This window comes from Polaromonas sp. (assembly GCF_049790275.1).
Taxonomy (GTDB): domain Bacteria; phylum Pseudomonadota; class Gammaproteobacteria; order Burkholderiales; family Burkholderiaceae_C; genus Polaromonas.
Window position 1 is genome coordinate 1 of the sequence record NZ_JBAQYR010000050.1, and the last position, 23981, is coordinate 23981.

The following is a 23981-nucleotide window of genomic DNA, read 5'->3' on the forward strand; positions in this document are numbered from 1 at the left end:
GCAAAACACCGCGTCCGCGCCTTCACCGATCAGCGCCGCCGCGCTGGCCGCGGCGTCGGCCCCGGCCTTGGCGGCAGCCCAGGTACCGGCCGACAGCGGCGAGCCGTTGTCCATGGAATAAAGCCCCAGGCGTGCGGTGAAGTTGGCGGGCTCCACATCGCTGCGCAGGGTGCGCACCGGCCAGACCGAAGGAAAAGGCTGGCGTGTCGCATTGGCGGCGTCCTGTGCCAGCCAGTCGCCCCAGGCGTTTTCCAGAAAGGCCAGGTAGCGCGCGCTGTGCACCTGACCCAGCAGCGCGCGGCTGTCTGCATGCGGCTCGCGCAGTTCGTGTCCGCCCTGCAGCAGGCGCTCCTTGACAAACGCGGCGCGCGCCGGCGTTTCAAAACAGGGCACGCGCTCCCCGCGGAAAAACTCAAACGCGGGCGCGTGCAGCGCGTGGCGCTCGCTGAAAAGGGTGATCATCGCCGGGATTATCCGTGAGCCCCGCCAAGCATCAGGACTGGAGTTTGCGCGGGTCGGTTTGCAGCAGCAGCTGCACCAGTGACTGCAGGCTGGCTTTCAGGGGCACAGCCCCCTCGTGCATTTCCAGCGTCTGCTCGTCCATGTAGAGCTTGCGGTTGACCTCGACCTGGATGCTGTGGCGCTGCTGCAGCGGCTCGCCATAACGGCGCACCAGCTCCACGCCCTTGTAGGGGTGGTTCAGCGAAACGCTGTAGCCCCGGTTTTCGAGGTGCGCGCATACCAGCCGGGCCAGCGGCCCGCTGGAGGTGGAGCCGTCGCGGTTGCCGATCACGAAGTCGGCATGCACCTCACCCGGAAATTCGGTGGCGTGGCTGGACGCAACCGCCGGCATGGAATGGCAATTGAGGTGGATGCTGTAGCCGTGCCGCTGGTGCGCGCTGTCAATCGCCTGCGCCACGGCCGCGTGGTAGGGCTCCCAGCAGCGTGCAATACGCGCCTGCACTTCGGCCACACCGAGCTTGCGCTGGTAGATCGGCACGCCGTCGTCGGTGGTGCGCCAGACCAGCCCTTTGCCGAGCCGCACCTTGCCCATCACCCTGGCATCGGTGGCCACGGCTTTGGGCCAGGGTTCGTCAAACAGGCTGACGTCGATCTCCGTGGTGTCGCGGTTGGCGTCGAGGTAGCTACGCGGGAAAAAAGCCTCGACCCAGCCCGCGCCCAGCGCGGGCGCGAAGTCGTACAGCTTTTCGACATGCGTGTCTTCGGCGCGGCGCAGGATCTGCAGTTCGCAGGCATGGCCAAAGTCGTCGGGGTAGGCGGTCCCGCTGTGGGGGGAATCGAGCACCAGGGGCGTGGTGCCGGGCAGATAGCGGAGAAATGGGGTCATGGCTTCGATTGTGATCGGGTCGGCACCCCGCGTCGGCCATCGCGGCCAAGGCCATGTTGCGGCCGGGGTGCATGAAGGTTGGTTGCAACCTTCAGATGCTATCAAATAAGTAGCTGCCTGCGCCCGCCACCAAAGGGCTGGATCCGCATTTAACTTATGAACTGCGCTCCGGCAGCAATTCGCTGGTGTGCGCCACTTCAAATCGCCCGGCGTCACCCGCCGCACGGTAATCCCAGCGCTCGAGCAGGCATAACCCCGGTCCGGCGGCGGGATCATGCAGCAGCAGGTTGACCGAATTGGGCGCCTCGCGCCGCACACGTGAGGACAGCGCCGTTCCCGCCTGCACACACCACAGCCGCCGCGCCAACCCCGGGACCAGGGACGCCAGCTCGCAGACATAAGGCAGGTGAATGTGGCCGCCCATGACAATGTCCGCACCGGCAGCCGCCCACGCGCGCACGGCCGGCTCCCAGCCGCGCAGGCGGTTGTGCTCGTCCCCGGCGCGCAGCACATACACAGGCTGGTGCACCACCACCACGCGCAGTTGCCCGGCCGCCGCCTGCCGCAGACGCATCGCCACGCGGTCAACCTGGCGCGCCGACACCTCGCCATTTTTATGGCGCCAATGGCGCGTGGTGTTCACCCCCGTCAGCTGCAGCCAAGGCGTCTGCAGCACCGGTTCCAGTTCCGGCCCGAAGGCCTGCAGGTAACGCGCATAAGGCTGGACAAAACGTTGCCACGGGTTGAACAGCGAAATATCGTGGTTGCCCGGCAGGGCCAGCATCTGCGGAATGCCCAGGCGCCCGCAAAAAGCTTTTGCTTCGCTAAATTGCGCCACCGTCGCGCGTTGCGTGATGTCGCCCGAGAGCACCAGCACATCGGGGCGCTGTTCGCGCACCAGCACTTCCAGCGCCTGCAGCACCGGGGGCTGCACCGTGCCGAAATGCGGATCGGAAATCTGCAGCAGCTTGTTCATGGCAGGCTCATGCCACCTCGGCGCGATCGGCCGCCGCCGGAACGAGCAGCAACAGGACCTCGGAGGCCAGCTCAAACACCAGCGGTGTTTCCATCCAGTGGATTTCCCCGTCGGTGGCGACCTTGACGCGGCGCCGGCCCCGAGGCGTCACCGTCAGGCGGCGAAACGAAAAGCTGTGGACGTTCTCCGCCTCACCCAGCCGCCCCAGCAAACCGCGCAGCAGCAGGCCCAACAGCGCCAGCGTGCCGATGGGTCGCACCACAATCGCCGCCAGCTGGCCATGCGCCACCGCGTTGGCATCTTTCTCCGCAATGCCGACCCGCGTGAGCTGCAGATGGTTGTTGCCGACAAACAGCGTGGGCGTGCGCAGGGCCGCCATTTGCCCGGCCGATTCGATCTGCAGCTGCAGTTGCCGGTGCGTCTGCAGCAAGGTCGCGATGCCCGAGGCCAGGGCCACGATACGGCTGCGCCCGAACTGCTGCTTCCAGGCTTCGCGGTCCTCCAGCAACTGCGGGTACAGGCCGACACTGGCATTCACCAGAAACAGCCGTTCATTGACTTTGCCGACCTGGACCGACGAAATGCTGGCCCCCAGCAATGCCCTGGCAGCAGCTTCAGTGTCCTGCGGGATCGCATGGACACGGCCAAAATAATTGAAGGTTCCCTGAGGCAGGACACCGAAGGGGCAGCCGCTGCCCAGCACAGCGCTGGCCACGGCATTGATGGTGCCGTCACCGCCGGCTGCAACCACCACGCCGCCGCGCGCCTTGGCTTGGCGTACGGCGCTGCGCGCCAGCGTGTGGATTTGCCCGGGTTCCTCGATCTGCAGGAACTCGAATTCGCGCCCTGCCTCGCTGAACACGCCGGCCATGATTTCCTGCTCGGCCGCGGCATCATGCCGGCCGGACCCGGCATTGATCACCACAAACAAGGGCCCGCGGTGCGCGGCGTCCTGCGCCGAAACATGAAAATTCATGCCTGAAGCTTAGGCGCCGGCATCCGCCCCGTCTGTCAGGCAAACACCTTTTTCAGGCTTACTTCATCTGCACCGAACCCGACACATTGACCAGCACCGTGCTCTTGCCGGCTTCCACCGGAATGGAGGCATCCGACATCGCGGACTTGGCTTCCATCGCCATCATGCGTGGCCGGATCGGACCCTGGTCGTTGGCGTTGATGGACACTTCGCGCAGCGTGTAGCTGGAAAAACCGAAGCCCCGCGAAATCTCCGAAGCCTTGGCCTTGAAACGCTCGATGGCCTGCGCCTGTGCATCACCCTCGACCAGCGCACGCTGCTCGCGGCTCAGCGCAAAACCGACATTGCCCATGGTCAGCGTCTGGATCCTGCCGGCCGCAGCCGTGATGCGCGGAAAATCCTTGCCCTCCAGCACCAGCTCCGTGCTGCCCTGCCAGCCATTGATCTTGCCGTCCTTGCCATGGCGCGGGTACAGGCTGAAATTGCCGGTACGCACGTCCATCAGGCCGGGCTGCGCGGTTTTTTTGGCCTCCGCCAGCGCGGTTTCGAGTGCCTGCCTGAGCTGGTTCTGCACTGCGGCAGCATCGGTGCCGTCGCGCGTGGTGCTCATCGCAATCGACAGCAGGTCCTGTTGCACCTCAACTGCCGCGCTGGCTGACAGTTGCGCAACGTTTTGCAGCGGTGCGTAGGGCATGGGCATCAAATTCTGGGCGAACAGGCCCGCACTGCCGGCCAGCAGCGCACAGGCAGCGATGAGTTGGATGGATTTTTTCAAGGAGTGGCTTTCGGTTGATAAAGGAGAAAAGGGGGAGGCTGTTACGGGACGCACCGCACAGCAGGCGACACGATAGGCGGTTTTTCCAGTACGCCGTGTCAGCATTGGTCGCCAATTGTTGTCATCCGCCAAGCCGAGCATGGCATTGGCACGCATCTGGTTGTTATCCCGCTTGCCCCGGGCTGCAACTTCTGTAACAGTATGTCAAAGTAACCAAAAAAACTGGATTCTGCATTTTTAGCCCTCAAAATCGGCTCTGTTACAAATTACGATGGCCTTATGACACAAGCTAGCAATTCAACCCGAGCTGACAAGATTCTGATTCTGGACGATGACGCCCGCATTCGCGACCTGCTGCGCCGCTACCTCACGCAGGAAGGTTTCGAGGTCATCCTCGCCGAAGACAGCAAGGCGCTGAACCGCATCATGATGCGCGATGCAGTGGACCTGATCGTGCTGGACCTGATGATGCCCGGCGAAGATGGCCTGTCCATCTGCCGCCGCCTGCGTGCCGCCAACGACCGCACTCCCATCATCATGCTGACCGCCAAGGGCGAGGACGTGGACCGCATCGTCGGCCTGGAAGTCGGCGCCGACGACTACCTGGCCAAACCCTTCAACCCGCGCGAACTGCTGGCCCGCATCCACGCGGTCTTGCGCCGCCGGCCCGCGGTGGAGGTGCCGGGCGCGCCCTCAAGCGAGCAGGAAGTGGTCAACTTCGGCCCCTTCAGCTTCGACATGGGCCTGCGCACCCTGCAGAAAAACGGCGAGGAACTGCCGCTGACCACCGGCGAATTCGCCATGCTCAAGACGCTGGTGCGGCATCCGCGCCAGCCGCTGTCGCGCGAAAAGCTGGCCCAGCTGGCGCGCGGCCGCGAGTTCGAGCCCTTCGACCGCAGCCTGGACGTGCAGGTCTCGCGCCTGCGCAAGCTCATTGAGGTGGACGCTGCCGCACCGCGCTACATCCAGACCGTCTGGGGCATAGGCTACGTCTTCGTGCCGGACGGAACAAGCTGAAGCGCCACTTGCTGCCGGACGCCAGAATCCCTTCAGGCTGACCGGGCCGACCCACCTTTCCCGTCCCCCCGAGTCCCCGAATGCAAGGCACACGCGCCGTACACCTGGAAACCGCCCCTGTCGCGCTTGAAACCGCGCCGGCCCCTTTGGAGATGCGGCCACGCGTTGGCCTGAGCCTGTTCTGGCGCACCTTCCTGTTCCTGTCAATCCTGCTGATCGGCTGCATCGTCGCCTGGCTGCAGACCTTCCGGGCATTGGAATTCGAGCCGCGCGCCGTGCAAAGCGCCAGGCAGCTCGCCTCGCTGGTCAACCTGAGCCGCGCCGCGCTGAAATACTCCGACTCCATCACGCGGGTCTGGCTGATCAAGACGCTGGCCGAAGAAGAAGGCGTGCGCATTTCACCGCGGGAGCCGCGCGACAAGTACGAGCGCTTTGTCAACGACCCTTTCAGCGAGCGCATCGGCGATGAACTCACGGCGCGCATGGGTGAAGGCACGGTGGTGGCCAAATCCGTCAACGGCGTCCCCGGCCTGTGGGTCGGGTTCAACATCGACGGCGACTCCTACTGGCTGCTGACCGACCCTTCACGCCTCGGGCCGCTGCAGGGCGGCACCTGGCTGATCTGGCTGATCACCGCCGCCATCCTGTCGCTGGTGGGCGCCGCACTGATTGCCCGGCTCATCAACCGCCCGCTCAAGCAGCTGTCCTTTGCCGCCAGCCGCATGCGCGACGGCGACTTCGACGCCAGCCTGCTCGACGAACAGGTGGCCACCAGCGAGATCCGCGAGGTCAACATCGGCTTCAACCGCATGGCCGAGCAGCTTTCCAAAATCGAGGAAGACCGCGTCATCATGCTGGCCGGCATCTCGCACGACCTGCGCACCCCGCTGGCCCGCTTGCGCCTGGAAACCGAAATGAGCGTGTCCGACGCGGAAGCCCGTGCCCACATGGCCGCCGACATCACGCAGCTCGACGCAATCATCGACAAGTTCCTCGACTATGCCCGGCCCGACCCGCCGCAGCTGGCGCCGGTATCCCTCAATGCCATCATCAATGCGGCCGTGTATTCGGTGGCCGAATACACCGACATGCGCGTGAATGTGGCCCTACCGGGCCAGATCACCGTGCTGGCCGACGAGGTGGAACTGTCCCGCGTGATTGCCAACCTGCTGGAGAATGCGCGGCGTTACGGCAAGACACCGGAGACCGGCATGGCCACGGTGGACATTGCTGCCAAGGAACGCGACCAGTGGGTGCTGATCAAGGTGCGCGACCATGGCACCGGCGTCGCGCCGCAGGCGCTGAACAACCTGACCAAACCGTTTTTCCGTGGCGACGCCGCCCGCACCGCAGCCACCGGCGCCGGCCTGGGCCTGGCGATTGTCGAGAAAACCCTGCACCGCATGGGCGGCGTGTTTGCGCTGGCGAACACGGGCTCGGGCGGGCTGGCTGCGCATATCAAACTAAGAAGAGGTTAGCCCCCACGCTCCCCACTTCGTGTGGTCGCTGCCCCCCGAGGGGGCGCTGCGCCTGCGGACCGGCAAAGCCGGATCCGCGGCCCCGGCTTGAAAAGAGTCCCCGTTCGTTAGTCCCCGTTCGTTGGATGCGCGTGATGATGCATCAAATCGTGCTCCAGCCCTTATCTGACGGGCGCGAGCAGCTCTTAAAACAATAGCGCAACCGCACGCGCTTCCATGCTCAGGCCCTGCCCTACCGGCCCGAGCTTCTCGGCGGTTTTGGCCTTCACGTTGACCCGGCTGGCGTCCAGCCCCAGGGTTTGCGCGATGCGCTCGCGCATCGCCGGGATGTGGCTGGCCAGCTTGGGCGCCTGGGCAATCACCGTGCTGTCGATGTTGCCGATACGCAGCTGGCGTTCGGCCAGCAGGCGACCGGTTTCACGCAGCAGCACGATGGAATCGGCGCCGCCAAAGCGCGCGTCGGTGTCGGGAAAATGCCCGCCGATATCACCGAGCCCGGCCGCACCCAGCAGGGCGTCGATGATGGCGTGAACCAGCACATCGGCATCGGAGTGGCCCAGCAAACCGGCACTGTGCGGCACCGTCACGCCGCCGATGATGAGTGGCCTGCCCGGCACCAGCGCATGCGTGTCCCAGCCTTCTCCAATCCGGAATGGTGCCCCCACGTTCGCCACTTCGTGAGCCTCCGGCGTTTCACTGCCCCTTGCACCAGGAAGAGGGGCGCTGCGCCTGCGGACCGGCGAAGCCGGCTCCGCGGCCCCGGCTGGTGAAGAGTCAGATGGATTCGCGGCTGTTGTCATCAGATGGGACTTTCTGTGCAGCTTTCGGTGCCGCAGCCTTGCGAGCACGCGGGTTGGCCCGGCTTTTGATCAGGGCCTCGGCTAGCACAAAGTCTTCCGGGTAGGTCACCTTGAAATTGAGGGCGCTGCCACGCACCAGCTGCGGCGCCAGGCCTGCCGCTTCCATGGCGCTGGCCTCATCGGTCACGGGCTCGCCCAGGGTCTGGGCCATCTTCAGCGCCTGTGTCAGGGCCCCCAGGCGGAACATCTGCGGTGTTTGCGCCAGCCATTTGTTCGAGCGCTCCACGGTGGCCACCACGCGTTCGTCCCGCCCCTGCTTGAGCGTATCGGGCACCGGCTGGGCCAGCAGGCCGCCCACCGGATCGCTGTGACAGGCGTCGATCAGGCGATCGATCAGTGCCGAGGTGATCAGGCAGCGCGCCGCATCGTGCACCAGCACCCAGTCATCGGGCTCTGCGCCGCCAGCAGCGAGCTGCTGCAGGCCCCCCAGCACACTGGCCGCGCGCGTGGCGCCACCGCAAGGCGCAACCTCGTACCCGGCCTGGGCCTTTCCACTGAAAAAATCGTCGCCGGGCGCCACCACCACCAGGCAGGAATCGATGCGCGCCACCCCCGCAAACGCCTGCAGTGTGTGTTGCACCATGGGCAGCCCGACAATCGGCTGGTACTGTTTGGGCAAGGCCTCACCGCCCTGCGCCGCGGCACTTCCGGTGACGGCGCGTGTTCCCTGGCCGGCGCACGGAATCAGCGCGAAAAGGCGGGGAATCAGGGATTTCGGCGGGATCGGCGTCATGACTTGATCATAGATTCTAAAATCAGGGATTTACAGGCTCCCCCCAAGCCGTTCACACCCCACTCAGCACCGTTTGGGGTGTTTCCCTTTTGTCCCGCCGATTCCTGTTACCTTTCCGACTGCTTCATGGATTTACCCAAACTGCTTCCCGGCAAACGCTACACCCTGCCGCAACCCGCCGGCTCCGCCGACGCCCTGTTGCTGGCGCAGCTGGGCCTGCGGGAAAAAGCGGCGGGTCGGCTCACGGCCATCATCACCTCGGACGCAGCCACCGCGCAACGCCTGCTCGACGAGCTCGCCTTTTTTGCACCCGGTCTGCGCTGCGCGCTGTTCCCGGACTGGGAAACCCTGCCCTATGACACCTTCTCACCGCACCAGGACCTGATCAGCGAGCGGCTCGCGACGCTCTGGCGCATCAGCCAGCATGACAAGGAGACCGGCGCCGACGTGGTCATCGTGCCGGCCACCACGGCGCTGTACCGCCTGGCGCCACCGGCTTTCCTGGCCGGCTACACCTTTCATTTCAAGGTCAAGCAAAAACTCGACGAGGCCAAACTCAAGAGCCAGCTGACCCTGGCCGGCTACACCCACGTCTCGCAGGTGGTCAGCCCCGGCGAATACGCGGTGCGCGGCGGCCTGATCGACCTGTTTCCCATGGGCTCGTCCGTGCCCTACCGCGTGGACCTGTTCGACGACGAGATCGACTCCATCCGTACCTTCGACCCGGACAGCCAGCGCAGCCTCTACCCCGTGCCCGAGGTACGCCTGCTGCCGGGCCGCGAGTTCCCGATGGACGACGACGCGCGCGCCAAGTTCAGGAACCGCTGGCGCGAACTGCTGGACGGCGACCCGACCAAAAGCCGCATCTACAAGGACATCGGCAACGGCGTGGCAACGGCCGGCATCGAGTATTACCTGCCGCTGTTTTTCGACAATACGGCGACCGTGTTCGACTACCTGGGCAGCGACGCGACGGTGGTGCTGCACGGCGACCTGGAGCCCGCTTTCCAGCGTTTCTGGCAGGACACCAAGGACCGCTACCGCCTGGTCAAGGACGCGCCGGACCGCCCGGCCCTGCCGCCCGAAGCACTGTTCCTCGGCACCGAGCAGTTCTATGCGCGTGCCAACGACTACGCGCAGCTGGCCATCCGCCCGGCGGTCGAGGATGTGGCCGACAACGCGAACTTCCAGAAGCTCGGCGAAATGTCGGTGGTGCGTGGTGCGGAAGACCCGCTGGCCCGGCTCAAGGCGCACATCCGTAACACGCCGCAGCGCGTCCTGTTGCTGGCCGAAAGCGAAGGCCGGCGCGAAAGCCTGCTCGACTTCCTGCGTGCCAGCAGCGTCAGTCCGCCGGCCTTCGACTCGCTGGAAGACTTCCAGACCAGCAGCGAAAAGTTAGGCATCGCGACGGCTGCCCTGAACACCGGTTTCAGCTGGCTGTCCGGCGACATCGACTTCGTCACCGAAACCGAGCTGTTTGCCGCCGGCGCGGTCACGCGGCGGCGCAACAAGAAGCAGGAGCAGGTCAGCGACGTCGAGGCGCTGATCAAGGACCTGTCCGAGCTCAATGTCGGCGACCCGGTGGTGCACAGCGCGCACGGCATAGGCCGCTACAAGGGCCTGGTCAACATGGACCTGGGTCAGGGCACCACGGAGTTCCTGCACCTGCAGTACGCCGACGATGCGACTCTGTATGTACCCGTCAGCCAATTGCAGCAGATCAGCCGCTACACCGGCGTCAGCGCCGACGAGGCGCCGCTGCACCGCCTGGGCAGCGGCCAGTGGGAAAAGGCCAAGCGCAAGGCCGCCGAACAGGTGCGCGACTCGGCCGCCGAGCTGCTCAACATCTATGCGCGCCGCGCCGCGCGCGAAGGCCATGCCTTCCGCTACTCGCCCGACGACTACGAAAGTTTTGCCAACGACTTCGGCTTCGAGGAAACCGCCGACCAGCGCGCAGCGATTCACGCCGTGATCCAGGACATGATCAGCCCGCGCCCCATGGACCGGCTGGTCTGCGGCGATGTCGGCTTCGGCAAGACCGAGGTCGCGCTGCGCGCCGCCTTCATCGCCATCACCGGCGGCAAGCAGGTCGCGCTGCTGGCGCCCACCACCCTGCTGGCCGAGCAGCACTACCAGACGCTGGTGGACCGCTTCGCCAAGTGGCCGGTCAAGGTGGCGGAAATGAGCCGCTTCCGCTCGGGCAAGGAAATCACCGCCGCCATCAAGGGCATTGCCGACGGCAGCATCGACATCGTGGTCGGCACGCACAAGCTGCTGAGCCAGGACGTGAAGTTCCAGCGCCTGGGCCTGCTGATCATCGACGAGGAACACCGTTTCGGCGTGCGCCACAAGGAAGCGATGAAAGCCATGCGCGCCGAGGTCGATGTACTGACCCTGACCGCCACGCCGATTCCACGCACGCTGGGCATGGCGCTCGAAGGCCTGCGCGATTTGAGCGTGATCGCGACCGCGCCGCAGCGGCGCCTGGCCATCAAGACCTTTGTGCGCAGCGAAAGCAATGGTGTGATCCGCGAGGCGGTGCTGCGCGAACTCAAGCGCGGCGGCCAGGTTTACTTCCTGCACAACGAAGTCGAGACCATCCAGAACCGTCGTGAAAAACTCGAGGCCCTGCTGCCCGAGGCACGCATCGCCGTGGCGCACGGCCAGATGCCCGAGCGCGAACTCGAGAAGGTCATGAAGGACTTCATTGCCCAGCGTTACAACCTGCTGCTGTGCTCAACCATCATCGAGACCGGCATCGACGTGCCCAGTGCCAACACCATCGTGATGAGCCGTGCCGACAAATTCGGCCTGGCGCAGCTGCACCAGCTGCGCGGGCGTGTGGGCCGCAGCCACCACCAGGCTTACGCCTACCTCATGGTGCCCGACATCGAAGGGCTGACCCGGCAGGCCAGCCAGCGGCTGGAAGCCATCCAGCAGATGGAGGAACTCGGCTCGGGCTTTTACCTGGCCATGCACGACCTGGAGATACGCGGCACCGGCGAGGTGCTGGGTGAAAACCAGAGCGGCAACATGATGGAAATCGGCTTCCAGCTCTACAACGAGATGCTCAACGAAGCCGTGGCTTCGCTCAAGGCCGGCCGCGAACCCGACCTGCTGGCACCGCTGAACATCGGCACCGAGATCAACCTGCATGCACCGGCCCTGCTGCCCAGCGACTATTGCGGCGACGTGCACCTGCGCCTGTCTTTCTACAAGAAACTGGCCACCGCCAGGACCACCGACCAGATCGACGCGTTGCTCGAGGAAATCGTGGACCGCTTCGGCAAGCTGCCGGCCCAGGCGCAGACCCTGATCGACGTGCATCGCCTGCGCGTGATCGCCCGGCCTTATGGCGTGGTCAAGGTCGACGCCGCGCCCGGGGTAATCAACATCACCTTCAAAAAGGACCCGCCCATCGATTCGATGGCCATCATGCATTTGATCCAGAAGAACAAGCACATCAAGCTGGCCGGCAACGACAAGCTGCGCATCGAGCGCGAACTCAAGGAGCCCAAGGACCGCGCGCAGATGGTGCGTGACGTCCTGCGCTCCCTCGGACAACCCAAAACCACCACGGAAGCCACACCTGCATGACCCCTGCTGACAACCTCCCCGGCCTCGACATCAAGCTCACCACACCCGACCTGAAACTCGCCGACTTCAAGCTGATCGCCTTCGACATGGATTCCACCTTGATCAACATCGAGTGTGTGGATGAAATTGCCGACGCCGCCGGCCGCAAGGCTGAGGTGGCCGCCATCACCGAGGCGGCGATGCGCGGGGAAATCACCGACTACAAGGAAAGCCTGCGCCGGCGCGTAGCCCTCCTCAAGGGGGTGAGTGTGGACAGCATGGACGAGGTCTACCACCAGCGCCTCAAGCTCAATCTCGGCGCGGCAGAGCTGGTACATGCCTGCAAGGCCGCCGGCATGAAGACGCTGCTGGTCAGCGGCGGCTTCACCTTTTTCACCGACCGCGTCAAGGGCGAACTCGGCATCGACTACACCCGCTCGAACGTGCTGGAAGTCGAAAACGGCCTGCTGACCGGACGCATGGTGGACCAGCCCTGGGGCGACATCTGCGACGGCGAGGAAAAGAAGAAGATGCTGCTGGAAACCTGCGGCATGCTGGCCATCAGTCCGCTGCAGGCCATCGCCATGGGCGACGGCGCCAACGACCTGCCCATGATGGGGGTGGCCGGCCTGTCGGTGGCCTACCATGCCAAACCCAGGGTGCGCGAGCAGGCCATGGTGGCCATCAACGAGGGCGGGCTCGACCGCCTGCTGGAAGTTTTTCGTTAGGGCCTGTTCACACTATTTATGCAAGTGCGAACGTGCTTAAAACAGCGCCAATCTAGGCGCGCGACGACGCCCAGCCTGGGCGGCTGGGCTAGGAGTGCAACGACGAGTGGCGTTGTTTTAACCACGTTCCCTCCGGGTTGCGGCCAAAAAAGCCATGCGCAGCGTTGCAAAGCCTTGCCGGGCGCCAGCCCGGCTGCATTTTGCGCCTCACGCATGACTTTTTTGACTCACAACGCATCTTGCATAAATAGTGTGAACAGGCCCTGAGAATGTTCCTGCTCAAGCGTTTCGAAAAACTGCTGCACGCCTATCCTGAGGGAGAGCCGGCCCTCCCGCCCAAGGGCTTCATCGCCTTCATCTGGGCCGCCTCCCACGGCGCGCGCGGCTACATTGTGCTGCTGGCCTTGCTGTCGGCGGCGATGGCCGCTTTCGATGCGCTGCTGTTTGCCATGCTCGGGCGCATCGTGGACTGGCTGTCCACCACGCAGCCGGCCCGGCTGTGGGAAGAACGCGGGTCCATGCTGACCCTGCTCTTCATCGTTGTCCTGGCCAGCATCGTAGTGGTGGCCCTGCAGACCATCGTCAAGCACCAGACCCTGGCCATCAACTTCCCGATGCGCCTGCGCTGGAACTTTCACCGGCTGATGCTGGGCCAGAGCCTGTCTTTCTACCAGGACGAGTTTGCCGGGCGTTTGACCACCAAGGTGATGCAGACGGCGCTGGCGGTGCGCGACACGCTGTTTGTACTGGCCGATGTGCTGGTCACCATGGGGGTCTACGTGGCCACCATGACCCTGCTGGCCGCGGCCTTTGATGTCCAGCTGGTGCTGCCCTTTCTCGCCTGGCTGGTGCTGTACCTGATGACGCTGGCTTACTTCGTGCCGCGTCTGGGCCGCATGGGCAAGCAGCAGGCCGATGCACGCTCGCTGATGACGGGGCGCATCACCGACGCCTACACCAACATTACCACGGTCAAGCTGTTTTCGCACACACAGCGCGAAGCCGGTTTTGCCCGTGCCGCCATGCAGGACTTCATGAAAACCGGCCACCAGCAGATGCGGCTGGTCAGCCTGTTCGAGATCGTCAACCACGCGCTCAGCATGGGTCTGATCCTCGGCATGGCCGGCACCTCGCTGTGGCTGTGGTCACGCGGCGCCGTGGGTGCCGGTGCGGTGGCGGCGGCCACCGCCATGGCGCTGCGGCTGCAGGGCATGTCGCACTGGATCATGTGGGAAACCACCAGCCTGTTCGAAAGCGTGGGCACGGTGCAGGACGGCATCAATACCCTGTCGCAGGCGCATGCCATTGTCGACAGGCCGGATGCCACCCGGCTGCAGGTGCCGCGCGGCGAGATCCGTTTTGAAGACATCAGTTTCAGCTACGGCAGCGGTGCACCCGTCATCGACGGGCTGAACCTGACCGTGCGGCCGGGTGAAAAAATCGGCCTGATCGGCCGCTCCGGTGCCGGCAAGTCCACCCTCGTCAACCTGCTGCTGCGTTTTCATGACCTGCAGGCAGGCCGCATCCTGATCGACGGCCAGGACATCGCCGCCGTCACGCAGGACAGCCTGCGCAGCCACATCGGCATGGTGACGCAGGACACTTCGTTGCTGCACCGTTCAGTGCGCGACAACATCAGCTACAGCCGCCCGGGCGCCACCGAAGCCGAGATGCAGGCCGCGGCCGAACAGGCCGAAGCGCACAGCTTCATCGGCAGGCTGTCGGACCCGCATGGCCGCACCGGCTACGATGCCCACGTCGGTGAGCGCGGCGTCAAGCTCTCGGGCGGGCAGCGCCAGCGCATCGCAATTGCACGCGTCATGCTCAAGGACGCACCCATCCTGCTGCTCGACGAAGCCACCAGCGCGCTGGATTCGGAAGTGGAAATCGCGATCCAGAGCAGCCTGAACCGGCTGATGCAGGGCAAGACGGTGATTGCAATTGCCCACCGCCTGTCCACCATCGCCGCCATGGACCGGCTCATTGTGCTGGACCAGGGGCGCATCGTCGAAGAAGGCGACCACCGCAGCCTGCTCGCCAACGGCGGACTTTACGCGCGGCTGTGGGCTCACCAGAGCGGAGGGTTTCTCAGCGACAGCGACGACACCCCGCCGCAGGACTGAGCACCGCGCCCGTGCGCCAGTACTAGAGAAGAACCGGCTGCACCGGCGTGCCCTGCACCAGGCCCACCAACGGCAGACGCACCGTGAAACAGGTGCCCGAGCCACCGGGCCCGACCAGGCTGCTGACCTCAATCGTGCCGCGGTACAGGTCCACGGCGTTCTTGACAATGGCCAGGCCCAGGCCGGTTCCCTGGATGGCGCCGACATTGCTGGCGCGATGAAAGGATTCGAACAGGTGGGCAATTTCCTCGGCGGGAATGCCTATGCCGTGGTCCGACACCTCAAACACCAGCTGCGGCCCATCCACCGAAACACGGAACCGCACCACTCCTCCCAGCGGCGAATACTTGACCGCGTTCGACAGCAGGTTGCCCATCATGTGCCTGAGCAGTTTTTCGTCATGCAGCCCCAGCTCGCCCAGCGCCAGAAACTCCAGCTGCAGCTCGCACGGACTGTCCGGTTGCATTGTTCTGGCTTCCTGCAGCATCTGCTGGCACAGCTTTTCGAGGTCCAGCGGCTGCGGGTCGAACTCCAGCATCTGCGCCTCGGCCTTGCCGATCAGCAGCACGCGGTCCAGCATGCGCATCATTCTCTGCACGCTGGCGGCAATGGTGTCGAGGACCTCCGCCTTTTCGGGCCCGGGCAGGCGGTCGCCGTAGTGCTTGAGGATTTCGCCGGACGACAGGATGGTCGCCAGCGGTGTGCGGAACTCATGGCTGGTCATCGCCACAAAACGGCTGCGCAGCTCGTTGAGTTCCCGCTGCCGCTCCAGCGCCTCGCGCGTGTCCTGTTCCGATTTCTTGCGCTCGGTGATATCCAGGAAAGTCCAGATAACCCCTGCCTCCGGCTCAAGCGGCCGCAGGCAGTTGCCGCCCGCCTCCACCCAGAACAGCTCGCCGTTGCGCCGCTTGAACTGCTGTTCGCAGGTGTAGCTGCCGGTGCTTCTCAGGGCTTCACGGGCACGCTGCCCGAAGTTTTCCCACGCGGCGGCGTCCGTGTGCAGCCGCAGGGCCGACTGGCCCATCAGCTCCTCGCGCGGGTAGCCCATCATTTCCGCGAATTTGGCATTGACCCACTCCAGACTGCGCGACACCGACAGCACAATACCCACCAGCGCGCTGTTCAGGATGGCCTCGCGCTCGGAAGACGTGCGCACCAGTTCGGCTTCCAGTTCCTTGCGCCGGGTGATGTCCGTCATCACCCAGACCGTGCCCTGTGACAGGTCGCGCGGGCTGACGGCCTTGCCGGAGAGCGAAATCCAGATCAGCGTTCCGTCATGCTGGCGAACCTGGATTTCCGTCTGGTAGGTCTGGCCTTCGCGGATGCAGTCGGCCACCTCGCCACCGACGCGCAGGTACTGCTCGCGCGACAGATAAAACGGCTCCATCGAGCTCAAGGGCTGGTCGCCCGCACCGAAAATTTCAAGCATGGCCTGGTTGGCCCAGCGAAAACGCCCTTCCGGCGTCAGGAATGCAATGCCGACGATGGAGTTCGCAAGAATGATCTCGCGTTCCTGCAGGACCGCGCGGTAACGTTCCTGCGACTGGCTCAGCGCTTCGAGCATGGCCTGGTCGGCCAGGCGGGAGGCCTGGGCCCGCTCTTTCTCGGTCCGCTCGATATTGATGCGGTCGGCCAGCGCAAAGGACAGCAGCACCATCTCCAGCGCCGAACCGATCAGCAGGGAATTGGAGGTCAGCAGATTGGAGGGCAGCACGCCGGTGTTGTGCAGCACCAGGGTGGCCACACCCAGCAGCAGCACGGCCCAGGCGGTCAGGAAGTAGCGCGCACCCGGGTGTTTCTGCCGCACGCTGAGGACGCCGGCAAGCACCACCACCGTGACGCTGACCACGGCCAGCACGGTCACCATCCACGACGAGACCGTGTAAGGCAGCAGCAGCGCGGCCAGCAGCGCCAGCAGCCAGCCACCCGCCAGGGCCAGCATCACGCGGTTCATGCGCGGCATGCGAACGGCGCTGTTGAGGAAATTTCGCGCAAACAGGATACCGAAAGCGGCCGCCCCTGCCATGCCTACCGGCGGCGAAACGCTGTTCCACCAGGTCTGCCCGGGCCAGAGAAACTGCCCGCCCAGGCCCGTCAGGGCGGCCTGGGAAATCGCCATGCCACCGACAAACCCGACATAGATCAGGTAAGCCCGGTCGCGCACTGAAAAATACAGCAGCAGGTTGTACAGCAGCAGGCCGACCAGCAGGCCGAAGTACAGGCTCAGCAGCGAATACTCCAGCTGGTCGTGCTGCCACAGCGCCGGCGCCTGCCACAGCCGCACCGGCGCCGACAGTGTTCCCTGCGACTGCACCCGCAGATACACCAGGGTCTCCCCGCCCGGTTGCAGGGCCACCGGCAGGACATGATTGCGGTGCGGCACCACCCGGTTGGCAAAAGGCTGCAGGTCACCCCCGCTCTGGCGAACAAATTCACCGCGGCTGTCGGGGGTGTAGAGGTCCAGCTGATCGAGCGCCGGGTAGGCCACTTCGAGCAGCCATTGCGCGGGCGCATCGGCCTCTGCCTGCAGCGCAATGCGCAGCCAGAAGGCGGAACGCGTCAGGCCGAAATTGGTGGCGGCCCCGCTTTGTGGCACATGGGTAAAACGCGCCTGCTGCGCCGGCTGCAGCACCTCGTTCAATGTCAGCTCGCCGCTGCTGTCTTCCAGCACCATGAAGGCACGCGACAGGGTGTAGCCGCCCTGCTGGCCGATGGACATGGCGCCACCTTGCGCATGCAACGCCACAGGTGCGAGCGCCGCCAGCAACAACCAGAGCCAGCGCAGGAACCGATGCGGTTGGATGGCGTACGGGGAACGATGGTTTGGCATGGGCGGCGGGGCGGATTGGCGCCATTATCCGCTGCCGGAAATTTCTGCTGGACAAGCCCGGCGAGGCTGGGTACGGTAGGGACTCACCGGAGACATGCCATGGCCCTTGTTCACGCCCAGCCGCTCGACGTCATCAGTGTGCGGCCCCTCGCAGCGCAGTTGCATGGTGTCAAAACCCACAGCCTGCTCAAAACCGGCAAGCTCCAGCTCATGCGCCTGGTGCTCGCGGCCGGCCAGCATGTGCCCGAGCATCAGGTGCCGGGCGAAATCACGATTCATTGCCTGGAGGGTGAAGTGGTGGTCAGCACGCCCGGGCTTGCCCGCACGCTGGGCGCCGGCGAACTGATGGCCCTGCCGGGACAGGAACCCCATGCCCTGCAGGCCGTCACCGATGCCTCGCTGCTGGTCACCATCCTGCTGCATCCGTGATGCGTGACAAACCCGCGGAGAACCGGGGTTCGCCATTTATTTCATAGCTGCCTGTTGATATCCAGAGGCCGCCAGACCCTGCAGTTCAGGCGGGCGGCGTAACCTGGGATGTCTCGGCAATGCAGTAGGCGAAAAACTCGTCCAGTTCGTTGGACTTGTCGAACACCGCATCGGCGCCGAGAGCCATGCTTCTCCGGCGAATGTCGGGCGTGGCGAAATTGGTCAGGACCACCACCTTCTGGTAGGGCTCGCGTTGCCGGCAACCGGCCAGCACGCCGAGACCGCTGCCCTCGCGCAAAAACATGTCGACCACGGCGAGTTGCCACTGACCGTCATGAAGCGAGAGCCATCGCCTGGCTTCCGATTCGGTGGCGGCATGGCCAACCACGGTCACGGACGCGATCTCTTCCAGCGTTTCGATCAGGTTCTCGAGGATGGTCTGGTTGTCCTCGACAAGATAGGTGATCAGTGCCAATGGGCGTTCCTCGTTCCTGCCGGGGGACTGGACGCGGCCCTAGTTCAGCATGCCGAACTGCTGCTGCAGGTGCGCGGTTTTCAGGCGTTCGTGGGCGGCATCCAGCGCTGCGAAAGCGGCGTTGATGGCACGCTGGTCGGGCGCCGGGGCCCGCAAAAGCATGTCGTAGGTGGCGCGCAAAAAATCATAATCGGCCAGCGCGACCGTAGGCCGCGTGTGAGAAGTGAAAACCTGTGCCTGCATGTTCTATCTCCCGAAGAGCGGATTGACGGAGCGGCCGGGCCGCCCCTTCATGGATTCATTGTGGGAATCCCGATTGGCCGATGGCATAGGTCAACACAATATTCACCTGTGGGAGATCACCTACCCGGGCTGGCCGGATGCCATGTGTTGGTGCATGCCGGCAATACGCGGTCGTTGCACGCGCATCGGAGGTGAAGTGTTCAGACAGGCCGCAGGTGAGTCGGCGGATCGAAGTCGCCCATGGCCTGCTTGAAGCGGATATGCGCCTCATCCATGGCGACCATCGCGTCATTGACCGCCCGGTAGTCCGGCGGGTCCATGCTCAGGAAGCGCATGTAGTCCGCGCGGGCCTCGTCGTAGTCGGCCAGTGCTTGCTGGGCCTTGGAGAGCGGGACAGACATGGTGAAGCCTTTCAAATGACCGGCTGCACCGTGCCCGGCTCTTCCGGGTGGGCCAGCGGCGGTACCGGGCCGAGGTCGGGTTCGACCGGAAGTTCGGCCGGAGAATGCACGGGTTTTTCTCCCGGCGGCAATGGCTCGCCGTCTTCGGAAGGGTGGGGGCGGTGGGCTGCCGACATGGGCATCAGAACGAAGCCGTCAACATTTCCACCGGAATGCCCGCGCCCACCACAGCAGCCGCGGCAGCCACGCCGACCGAGACCACCGAGACATAGGCAATCACCGCCCCCACCATGCCGTGGGCATGCCGATGGCCTGAACGCCGGACAGGAGGCTGATTGGTACTTGAATTGAAAAACATGCCTCATCATGGACCGCCACGAGCCTGTTCACAATAAGAAATATTTACAGCGCGCTGTCAGCGGCGGCTGACACAGGCACGCTGGCGGTGTTGCCGAATGCCTGAAGCAGCTCTGTTTTTGATAGCTTCCTGCGCTTTCTGCACAAGGGCTGGAAGCCTTTTTCCTATAGAGCCGCCGCGGCGCGGGCATGACGTATCCCCAGCCGGCATACGTGCTGCCGCCTCAGAACTTCGGGATACGCAAAGTCTTGCTCAGCATCAAGGTGCCGGACAGCACAAACAGCAGCGCCAGCGGGTGCAGGATCCAGGGGCCGGCCATCCAGACGCCGCCGTAAATCTGTTCGCCCAGTCGGTCCTGCCAGGCTGCGAAGGCCAGCAAGGCAGTCAGCAGCACACTGGTGGGAATCGGCGTGCCCTCGAAATAGGCCACCTTGTCAGCCCCTTCGGACAGGGCTTCGGCCGTCACGTTGTAGCGTGCCAGCCGGCTCACGCCGCAGCAGACAAAGTAGATCAGGGCAACCCAGTCCCAGCCACCGCGCAGACCCGCGGCAAAAGCCAGCGCCGCCGGAGCGACGCCAAAAGAAATGATGTCCGCCAGCGAATCCAGCTCTCGGCCCAGGGCCGAGTGCTGGCGCCGCCAGCGTGCCACGCGGCCGTCCAGCACGTCAAAAATGAAGGCGGCCGGCGCCATCGCGGCGGCGGCATAGAAATACCCCTTCGACAGTTCCACGGCGTAAAGCATCGCCAGGAAGACGCCGGCCACGCCGCAGGCGGCGTTGCACAGCGTGAGAAAGTCTGCAAGGTGAAACCCCCGCAGCATGGAGAAATGCCGGGGCTTGTCCGGCACAGCTGCGGACGTTGATGTCGCCGGGTTCACGGGCAAAATGCCCTGCCTACTTCTGCGGCACCGGCATGATCAGCACCGGGGCATCCGTTTTCGGTTCGATCCGGACATTCGTGGCACCGGGCGGCACCACCACGGTTTCGACCTCCCGGATCACCCCGCCACCAGCCACACTGCCGCTGGTATTGCCGTAACCCATGACCCGGGCCTCGCAGGCTGACTTGTCTTCTCCCTGCAGGGCTTCGCAACGCAGGCGCGCATTGGCGTCGAACCGCGCACCGCTGTTGTCGAGTTTGCCCTTGCGCTTTTCCGCGGCCGCATTGTTGGCTTCCCTCAGGCAGGTGTCCCGGTCTTGCTGGGTCCGGCCGCTCACGCATGCGGCGCGCTCTTTGGCCACGTCGCCGGAGGCATCAATACCGGTGGTGCCGGTTGCCGTGATCGGTGTCTGGGCCAGTGCCGCACCGGCAGCCATCAGCAGGGACAACCCCATGCCGGCAAAGGCCTGACGCGTCTTGAATCGGTTGGATGTGCTCATGTTCTGCTCCTGGACTGTGAAAAATACAGTCTAGGAAGCCAGGGGCGAACAGGCTGAGGGATTTTGCGCCCGCTGTGCGGCGCCTGTCACCCGACCCCGTGTAGGACGGGTCTTTCAGCGACAGCCGGACAGCCCGCGGGCAGCGCGAAAGCTGGATGTCCGTCCGCCTTGGGCGAACGGACCTCCGGGAGATCTACTTGGCGGGCCTCTCGCCCATGGTGAACGAGTCTTCCCACTGGGTGGCAAAACGGCCCGGCTTTTCACGCGTCATGAAGGAGCCGGTGCCGTCCGGGTTGAAGCCAACGTTGCGGTTTTTCTCCCTGGGATCGATCTCGGTCGCCCGTTTGTCCTTGAGTTCCTGCATGGCGGCAGCCTTGGCGGCGCGGGATTTTTCACTGGCGAAATCGTCAAGTGCGGCGTGAAAACTGGTGTCGCCGCCGCGGGTTTCGTCGGCCTCTTCCTCGGAAAGCTGCGCCTCGCCCAGGAAGGCCGCACGCATGGCGCCGCCGGAAGGCAGGCTGCTGCTGCGCACCGTGGTGTAGCCGATACCGCACTCGAGCAGCAGGCTTTCCTTCATCTCGCGCTGGACCCGGGTCATCCCGCGTTTGCCCGGCACGTCCACGCAGCCCACCACCTTGCCGCCCAGGGTGCACACGGTGAAGGTGCAGTAAACCCCCTCGAGCAGCTCATGCCAGTTCTGGTCCCTGTTTTCAGGCTGGTTCCGGGTGCTGGGAATGGTGAACCGCATCACCGGCACCTTGACCATCACGGCGTGGTCGGCAAACGTGGTGCGCAGCCAACTCCATACTTCCTGCTCCTCGCTGTTCACCATGGCGCGGGCATTCAGCAACCAGCGCGCAGGCGGCCGCAGCTTCTGGACAGCATGGCGGCGCAGCCATTCCCGGTGCAGCAGGAATCCCAGTCCGGCACCGACCATGACGCCCAGCGCAGTCATCAGCCATGTTGATAAATTCACGGTATCTCTCCTAGGGTCTGTTCACACTATTTATACAAGTGCGAACGTGGTTAAAACAGCGCCAATCTAGGCGCGCGACGACGCTCAGCCTGGGCGGCTGGGCTAGGAGTGCAACGACGAGTGGTGCCGTTTTAACCACGTTCCCTCCGGGTTGCGGCCAAAAAGGCCATGCGCAGCGTTGCAAAGCCTGGCCGGGCGCAAGCCCGGCTGCATTTTGCGCCTCCCGCATGGCCTTTTTGACTCGCAACGCATCTTGCATAAATAGTGTGAACAGACCCAAGTGGGCTTGCCGGCGGGTTGCAACACCGCAGTGGAAGCCAGCATAAATCACAAATACCCTGCTGGTCAAAACCCGGTCGGCCGCCCCGTTACCAAATGAAGCGGCGCTTGCCGCCGGCCTGCCATGACCAGGGTGTTTGCAGGAACCCGTCACGACTGGTACCTGCACACGCCTGCATCCGGGTTTGGGGGAGTCTAACCATATCCCGATGGAAAGATGAATTTTCTATCAGCGAGACGGCCATCACCCGGATTTCAGCGGAATTTCTTGGTGAACTCGCGCACGACGCCGATGATCTCGGCATCTCCCAGCGGCCTGATGGGGTAACGCACGTTGAGCGGCTTGAGGAAAAGCTCGCCGCCGTCCTTGATGAGCTGCTTGAACGTTGTCTGGTTGTAGTTGTTCAGCGCGATCACGTAGTCGCCGGGAAGCGCCTCCATCTCGGGCTCGACAATCAGCAGGGAGCCTTCGGGAAACGAGTCGAGACTGTCGCCCACCATGCTGTCACCCTGCACACGCAGTGCAAAGGTGTGGCGTTTGATGGGAATGCTCACCGGCACCATCTCCAGCCCCACCTTGGGCTTGAAATTGTCGATGATGGTGTAGTTTCCGGCCTGCACTTCCGAAATCAACGGGACTTCGGCCCTCACGTCAAAACCCGCGCTGACATTGGAGCCACCGGACACCAGCTCGGCCACGGAAATGCCGAGCAATTCCGCCACCCGGCGCTGGTTGGAGCGTTTTGGAGCCGTCCCGCCTGGTCTTTCCCATTGTTGTACAGCCCCGCGGCTCACGCCTGCGGCGTCAGCAAATTGCTGCTCGCTCATGGCCAGGCGTTTGCGGCCTTCCCTGATCAGTGTATGAACGCTCATAGTCTAGAGGTTATTCCTCCCTCACGATAGAAAATTAGTCTCAAGATAGAGAATTTAGCGTTCTGCGGAACGCATCTTCAGTGGTCAATGGCCGCGAAAGGGCCTGAAACAGACGCCGGTATGGCATCTTCAAACAAGCTCTGTGCGTAGCCTGTTGTTCTTGGTCTTGCTGGCAAGAATCTGGGTATGAAATCCGGGAAAAAAAGGCCCGCAAACCCCCTTCGATACTTTTTTATTCAGATCAGGGACCCTGGTCCCTGAGCAGAAACTGCATGCTGGTTCCTGCCAGTTCCAGCACATCGTTGTGCGCCAGCGGCACCGCCTCAGCCCCGATGGACAGGCCATTGAGTGTGGGCGGGACGTCGCCTCCCATACGGGCCACGTAGTAGCCGTAGCGCCGGTGCGACACCGCTACCAGGCTGACGTCCGGCTTGCCGAAAGTCGTCACCGCCTTGACAACCGGCACCTCCAGCCCGGCCGAGGAGCCCGACAGCACCTTGAAGCTGGCGTGCAGCGCGCCGCCTCCGCCCGGAACGGCGTGTGCATCCAGTTTCATGGCCGCAGTCTCGTGGTAGCCCGAGTCCTCGGAGGCCGCCAGGTACTGGATCCTGAAGTTTCCGATGGCGATGATGTCGTTGTCATGCAGCAATTGCCGCGACTTGATCATCTTGCCGTTGATATAAGTGCCATTGGTACTGGCCAGGTCCTCGACGTACACGTCTGCCAGCCCCTGCAGGTCAAACACGCAGTGCTCGCCGCTGACCACCGGGTTGTTGAACACAATGTCGTTGCCCGGCCTGCGGCCCAGCGTTGTGCGGTCCTTGTGCAGGTAGACGTGTTTGATCTCGACTCCCTCGACCGATGCAATAAGTTGCGGCATAAGGCCTCCCGGCAGTGTCAAGACCGCGCTGCGCGCCTGTCGCGCAGCGGCCTGGCTTGCGGCGCCATCGTAATCCTTGCGCCGTAGCGAAACAAGGCCCGAGGAGGCTGGGCGGCAGAAGGAACGTGGGCTGCAAAGTGACCGCGACGGTCCATTTTTCACCGGCTTTTTGCCCCATAGCTACGGCTATGGCGCTGCAAACCCGGCAAAAACTGGCCTCGCCGGGGCCACTTCTCGCTTCGACGCCTTCTGCCGCCCAGACTCCTAG

At 64.2% G+C, this 23981-nt stretch carries 23 protein-coding genes and 1 pseudogene; 6 read left to right on the forward strand and 18 right to left on the reverse strand.

The window, feature by feature from the left end; all coding sequences use genetic code 11:
• The 5 genes and pseudogenes from WA904_RS06370 to WA904_RS06390 form a co-directional block, all read right to left on the reverse strand.
• Positions 1-462 (reverse strand): annotated as a pseudogene (locus tag WA904_RS06370) (histone deacetylase family protein); the annotation flags it as partial.
• 31 nt (positions 463-493) lie between these two features.
• Positions 494-1348, reverse strand: coding sequence for an N-formylglutamate amidohydrolase (locus tag WA904_RS06375; RefSeq protein WP_425196290.1), 855 nt, complete (start codon positions 1346-1348; stop codon positions 494-496).
• 154 nt (positions 1349-1502) lie between these two features.
• Positions 1503-2324 carry a metallophosphoesterase family protein gene (locus tag WA904_RS06380; RefSeq protein WP_425196291.1) on the reverse strand — a complete coding sequence of 274 codons (822 nt, stop codon included), beginning with the start codon at positions 2322-2324 and terminating at the stop codon, positions 1503-1505.
• Between the two features lie 7 nt (positions 2325-2331).
• A complete protein-coding gene (locus WA904_RS06385) occupies positions 2332-3300 on the reverse strand; it encodes a diacylglycerol/lipid kinase family protein (RefSeq protein WP_425196292.1) in 969 nt (322 codons plus the stop codon).
• A 58-nt stretch (positions 3301-3358) separates the two neighbouring features.
• A complete protein-coding gene (locus WA904_RS06390) occupies positions 3359-4075 on the reverse strand; it encodes an SIMPL domain-containing protein (RefSeq protein WP_425196293.1) in 717 nt (238 codons plus the stop codon).
• A 279-nt stretch (positions 4076-4354) separates the two neighbouring features.
• On the opposite strand from WA904_RS06390, the gene ompR reads away from it, so the two are divergent.
• Both ompR and WA904_RS06400 read left to right on the forward strand, forming a co-directional pair.
• Positions 4355-5092: a two-component system response regulator OmpR gene (ompR, locus tag WA904_RS06395; RefSeq protein WP_300533122.1), complete on the forward strand. Its 738-nt coding sequence runs from the start codon at positions 4355-4357 to the stop codon at positions 5090-5092.
• Between the two features lie 80 nt (positions 5093-5172).
• Positions 5173-6570, forward strand: coding sequence for an ATP-binding protein (locus WA904_RS06400; protein ID WP_425196294.1), 1398 nt, complete (start codon positions 5173-5175; stop codon positions 6568-6570).
• Positions 6571-6755: 185 nt separating this feature from the next.
• Here the strand turns inward: WA904_RS06400 and ispF are convergent, their stop codons facing one another.
• Both ispF and ispD read right to left on the reverse strand, forming a co-directional pair.
• Positions 6756-7235, reverse strand: coding sequence for a 2-C-methyl-D-erythritol 2,4-cyclodiphosphate synthase (ispF, locus tag WA904_RS06405; protein WP_425196295.1), 480 nt, complete (start codon positions 7233-7235; stop codon positions 6756-6758).
• A 109-nt stretch (positions 7236-7344) separates the two neighbouring features.
• A complete protein-coding gene (gene ispD, locus WA904_RS06410) occupies positions 7345-8163 on the reverse strand; it encodes a 2-C-methyl-D-erythritol 4-phosphate cytidylyltransferase (protein WP_425196296.1) in 819 nt (272 codons plus the stop codon).
• Positions 8164-8289: 126 nt separating this feature from the next.
• On the opposite strand from ispD, the gene mfd reads away from it, so the two are divergent.
• From mfd to WA904_RS06425, 3 genes are all read left to right on the forward strand, one after another.
• Complete coding sequence (gene mfd, locus WA904_RS06415) at positions 8290-11760, forward strand: transcription-repair coupling factor (RefSeq protein WP_425196297.1); 3471 nt, start codon at positions 8290-8292, stop codon at positions 11758-11760.
• Positions 11757-12467, forward strand: coding sequence for a phosphoserine phosphatase SerB (gene serB, locus WA904_RS06420; protein WP_425196298.1), 711 nt, complete (start codon positions 11757-11759; stop codon positions 12465-12467). Before mfd ends, serB begins: the two co-directional genes overlap by 4 nt.
• A 269-nt stretch (positions 12468-12736) precedes the next feature.
• The gene (locus tag WA904_RS06425) at positions 12737-14590 is read left to right on the forward strand and encodes an ABC transporter ATP-binding protein (RefSeq protein WP_425196299.1); all 1854 of its coding nucleotides are present in this window, start codon (positions 12737-12739) and stop codon (positions 14588-14590) included.
• 22 nt (positions 14591-14612) lie between these two features.
• Here WA904_RS06425 and WA904_RS06430 read toward each other — a convergent pair whose 3' ends face one another.
• Positions 14613-17420: a 7TM diverse intracellular signaling domain-containing protein gene (locus WA904_RS06430; RefSeq protein ID WP_425196300.1), complete on the reverse strand. Its 2808-nt coding sequence runs from the start codon at positions 17418-17420 to the stop codon at positions 14613-14615.
• A gap of 99 nt (positions 17421-17519) precedes the next feature.
• Here WA904_RS06430 and WA904_RS06435 point away from each other — a divergent pair, with 99 nt between their 5' ends.
• Complete coding sequence (locus WA904_RS06435) at positions 17520-17849, forward strand: cupin domain-containing protein (RefSeq protein ID WP_425196301.1); 330 nt, start codon at positions 17520-17522, stop codon at positions 17847-17849.
• Positions 17850-17934: 85 nt separating this feature from the next.
• Here the strand turns inward: WA904_RS06435 and WA904_RS06440 are convergent, their stop codons facing one another.
• The 10 genes from WA904_RS06440 to WA904_RS06485 form a co-directional block, all read right to left on the reverse strand.
• Entirely contained in the window at positions 17935-18324 is a 390-nt protein-coding gene (locus tag WA904_RS06440) for a response regulator (RefSeq protein ID WP_425196302.1), read from the reverse strand.
• 39 nt (positions 18325-18363) lie between these two features.
• Positions 18364-18567: a hypothetical protein gene (locus WA904_RS06445; RefSeq protein WP_425196303.1), complete on the reverse strand. Its 204-nt coding sequence runs from the start codon at positions 18565-18567 to the stop codon at positions 18364-18366.
• Between the two features lie 200 nt (positions 18568-18767).
• On the reverse strand, positions 18768-18968 hold the full coding sequence (locus WA904_RS06450) for a hypothetical protein (RefSeq protein ID WP_425196304.1): 201 nt from the start codon (positions 18966-18968) through the stop codon (positions 18768-18770).
• Between the two features lie 11 nt (positions 18969-18979).
• The gene (locus WA904_RS06455; protein WP_425196305.1) at positions 18980-19144 is read right to left on the reverse strand and encodes a hypothetical protein; all 165 of its coding nucleotides are present in this window, start codon (positions 19142-19144) and stop codon (positions 18980-18982) included.
• A gap of 5 nt (positions 19145-19149) precedes the next feature.
• The gene (locus WA904_RS06460; protein WP_425196306.1) at positions 19150-19326 is read right to left on the reverse strand and encodes a hypothetical protein; all 177 of its coding nucleotides are present in this window, start codon (positions 19324-19326) and stop codon (positions 19150-19152) included.
• A 223-nt stretch (positions 19327-19549) separates the two neighbouring features.
• Positions 19550-20146: a CDP-alcohol phosphatidyltransferase family protein gene (locus WA904_RS06465; RefSeq protein WP_425196311.1), complete on the reverse strand. Its 597-nt coding sequence runs from the start codon at positions 20144-20146 to the stop codon at positions 19550-19552.
• Between the two features lie 73 nt (positions 20147-20219).
• Positions 20220-20705: a hypothetical protein gene (locus WA904_RS06470; RefSeq protein WP_425196307.1), complete on the reverse strand. Its 486-nt coding sequence runs from the start codon at positions 20703-20705 to the stop codon at positions 20220-20222.
• A 193-nt stretch (positions 20706-20898) separates the two neighbouring features.
• Positions 20899-21681, reverse strand: coding sequence for a DUF2726 domain-containing protein (locus tag WA904_RS06475; protein WP_425196308.1), 783 nt, complete (start codon positions 21679-21681; stop codon positions 20899-20901).
• Positions 21682-22215: 534 nt separating this feature from the next.
• A complete protein-coding gene (locus WA904_RS06480) occupies positions 22216-22833 on the reverse strand; it encodes a LexA family protein (RefSeq protein WP_425196309.1) in 618 nt (205 codons plus the stop codon).
• Positions 22834-23074: 241 nt separating this feature from the next.
• On the reverse strand, positions 23075-23713 hold the full coding sequence (locus WA904_RS06485; protein WP_425196310.1) for an FHA domain-containing protein: 639 nt from the start codon (positions 23711-23713) through the stop codon (positions 23075-23077).
• Positions 23714-23981 lie beyond the last annotated feature (268 nt).

What these genes read in the sequence shown, in the direction of transcription:
- WA904_RS06375 (WP_425196290.1), bottom strand. Translation starts at nt 1,348, where the DNA reads ATGACCCCATTTCTCCGCTATCTGCCCGGCACCACGCCCCTGGTGCTC.
- WA904_RS06380 (WP_425196291.1), bottom strand. Translation starts at nt 2,324, where the DNA reads ATGAACAAGCTGCTGCAGATTTCCGATCCGCATTTCGGCACGGTGCAG.
- WA904_RS06385 (WP_425196292.1), bottom strand. Translation starts at nt 3,300, where the DNA reads ATGAATTTTCATGTTTCGGCGCAGGACGCCGCGCACCGCGGGCCCTTG.
- ompR (WP_300533122.1), top strand. Translation starts at nt 4,355, where the DNA reads ATGACACAAGCTAGCAATTCAACCCGAGCTGACAAGATTCTGATTCTG.
- WA904_RS06400 (WP_425196294.1), top strand. Translation starts at nt 5,173, where the DNA reads ATGCAAGGCACACGCGCCGTACACCTGGAAACCGCCCCTGTCGCGCTT.
- ispD (WP_425196296.1), bottom strand. Translation starts at nt 8,163, where the DNA reads ATGACGCCGATCCCGCCGAAATCCCTGATTCCCCGCCTTTTCGCGCTG.
- mfd (WP_425196297.1), top strand. Translation starts at nt 8,290, where the DNA reads ATGGATTTACCCAAACTGCTTCCCGGCAAACGCTACACCCTGCCGCAA.
- serB (WP_425196298.1), top strand. Translation starts at nt 11,757, where the DNA reads ATGACCCCTGCTGACAACCTCCCCGGCCTCGACATCAAGCTCACCACA.
- WA904_RS06425 (WP_425196299.1), top strand. Translation starts at nt 12,737, where the DNA reads ATGTTCCTGCTCAAGCGTTTCGAAAAACTGCTGCACGCCTATCCTGAG.
- WA904_RS06430 (WP_425196300.1), bottom strand. Translation starts at nt 17,420, where the DNA reads ATGCCAAACCATCGTTCCCCGTACGCCATCCAACCGCATCGGTTCCTG.
- WA904_RS06435 (WP_425196301.1), top strand. Translation starts at nt 17,520, where the DNA reads ATGGCCCTTGTTCACGCCCAGCCGCTCGACGTCATCAGTGTGCGGCCC.
- WA904_RS06445 (WP_425196303.1), bottom strand. Translation starts at nt 18,567, where the DNA reads ATGCAGGCACAGGTTTTCACTTCTCACACGCGGCCTACGGTCGCGCTG.
- WA904_RS06450 (WP_425196304.1), bottom strand. Translation starts at nt 18,968, where the DNA reads ATGTCTGTCCCGCTCTCCAAGGCCCAGCAAGCACTGGCCGACTACGAC.
- WA904_RS06455 (WP_425196305.1), bottom strand. Translation starts at nt 19,144, where the DNA reads ATGTCGGCAGCCCACCGCCCCCACCCTTCCGAAGACGGCGAGCCATTG.
- WA904_RS06460 (WP_425196306.1), bottom strand. Translation starts at nt 19,326, where the DNA reads ATGTTTTTCAATTCAAGTACCAATCAGCCTCCTGTCCGGCGTTCAGGC.
- WA904_RS06465 (WP_425196311.1), bottom strand. Translation starts at nt 20,146, where the DNA reads ATGCTGCGGGGGTTTCACCTTGCAGACTTTCTCACGCTGTGCAACGCC.
- WA904_RS06470 (WP_425196307.1), bottom strand. Translation starts at nt 20,705, where the DNA reads ATGAGCACATCCAACCGATTCAAGACGCGTCAGGCCTTTGCCGGCATG.
- WA904_RS06480 (WP_425196309.1), bottom strand. Translation starts at nt 22,833, where the DNA reads ATGAGCGTTCATACACTGATCAGGGAAGGCCGCAAACGCCTGGCCATG.
- WA904_RS06485 (WP_425196310.1), bottom strand. Translation starts at nt 23,713, where the DNA reads ATGCCGCAACTTATTGCATCGGTCGAGGGAGTCGAGATCAAACACGTC.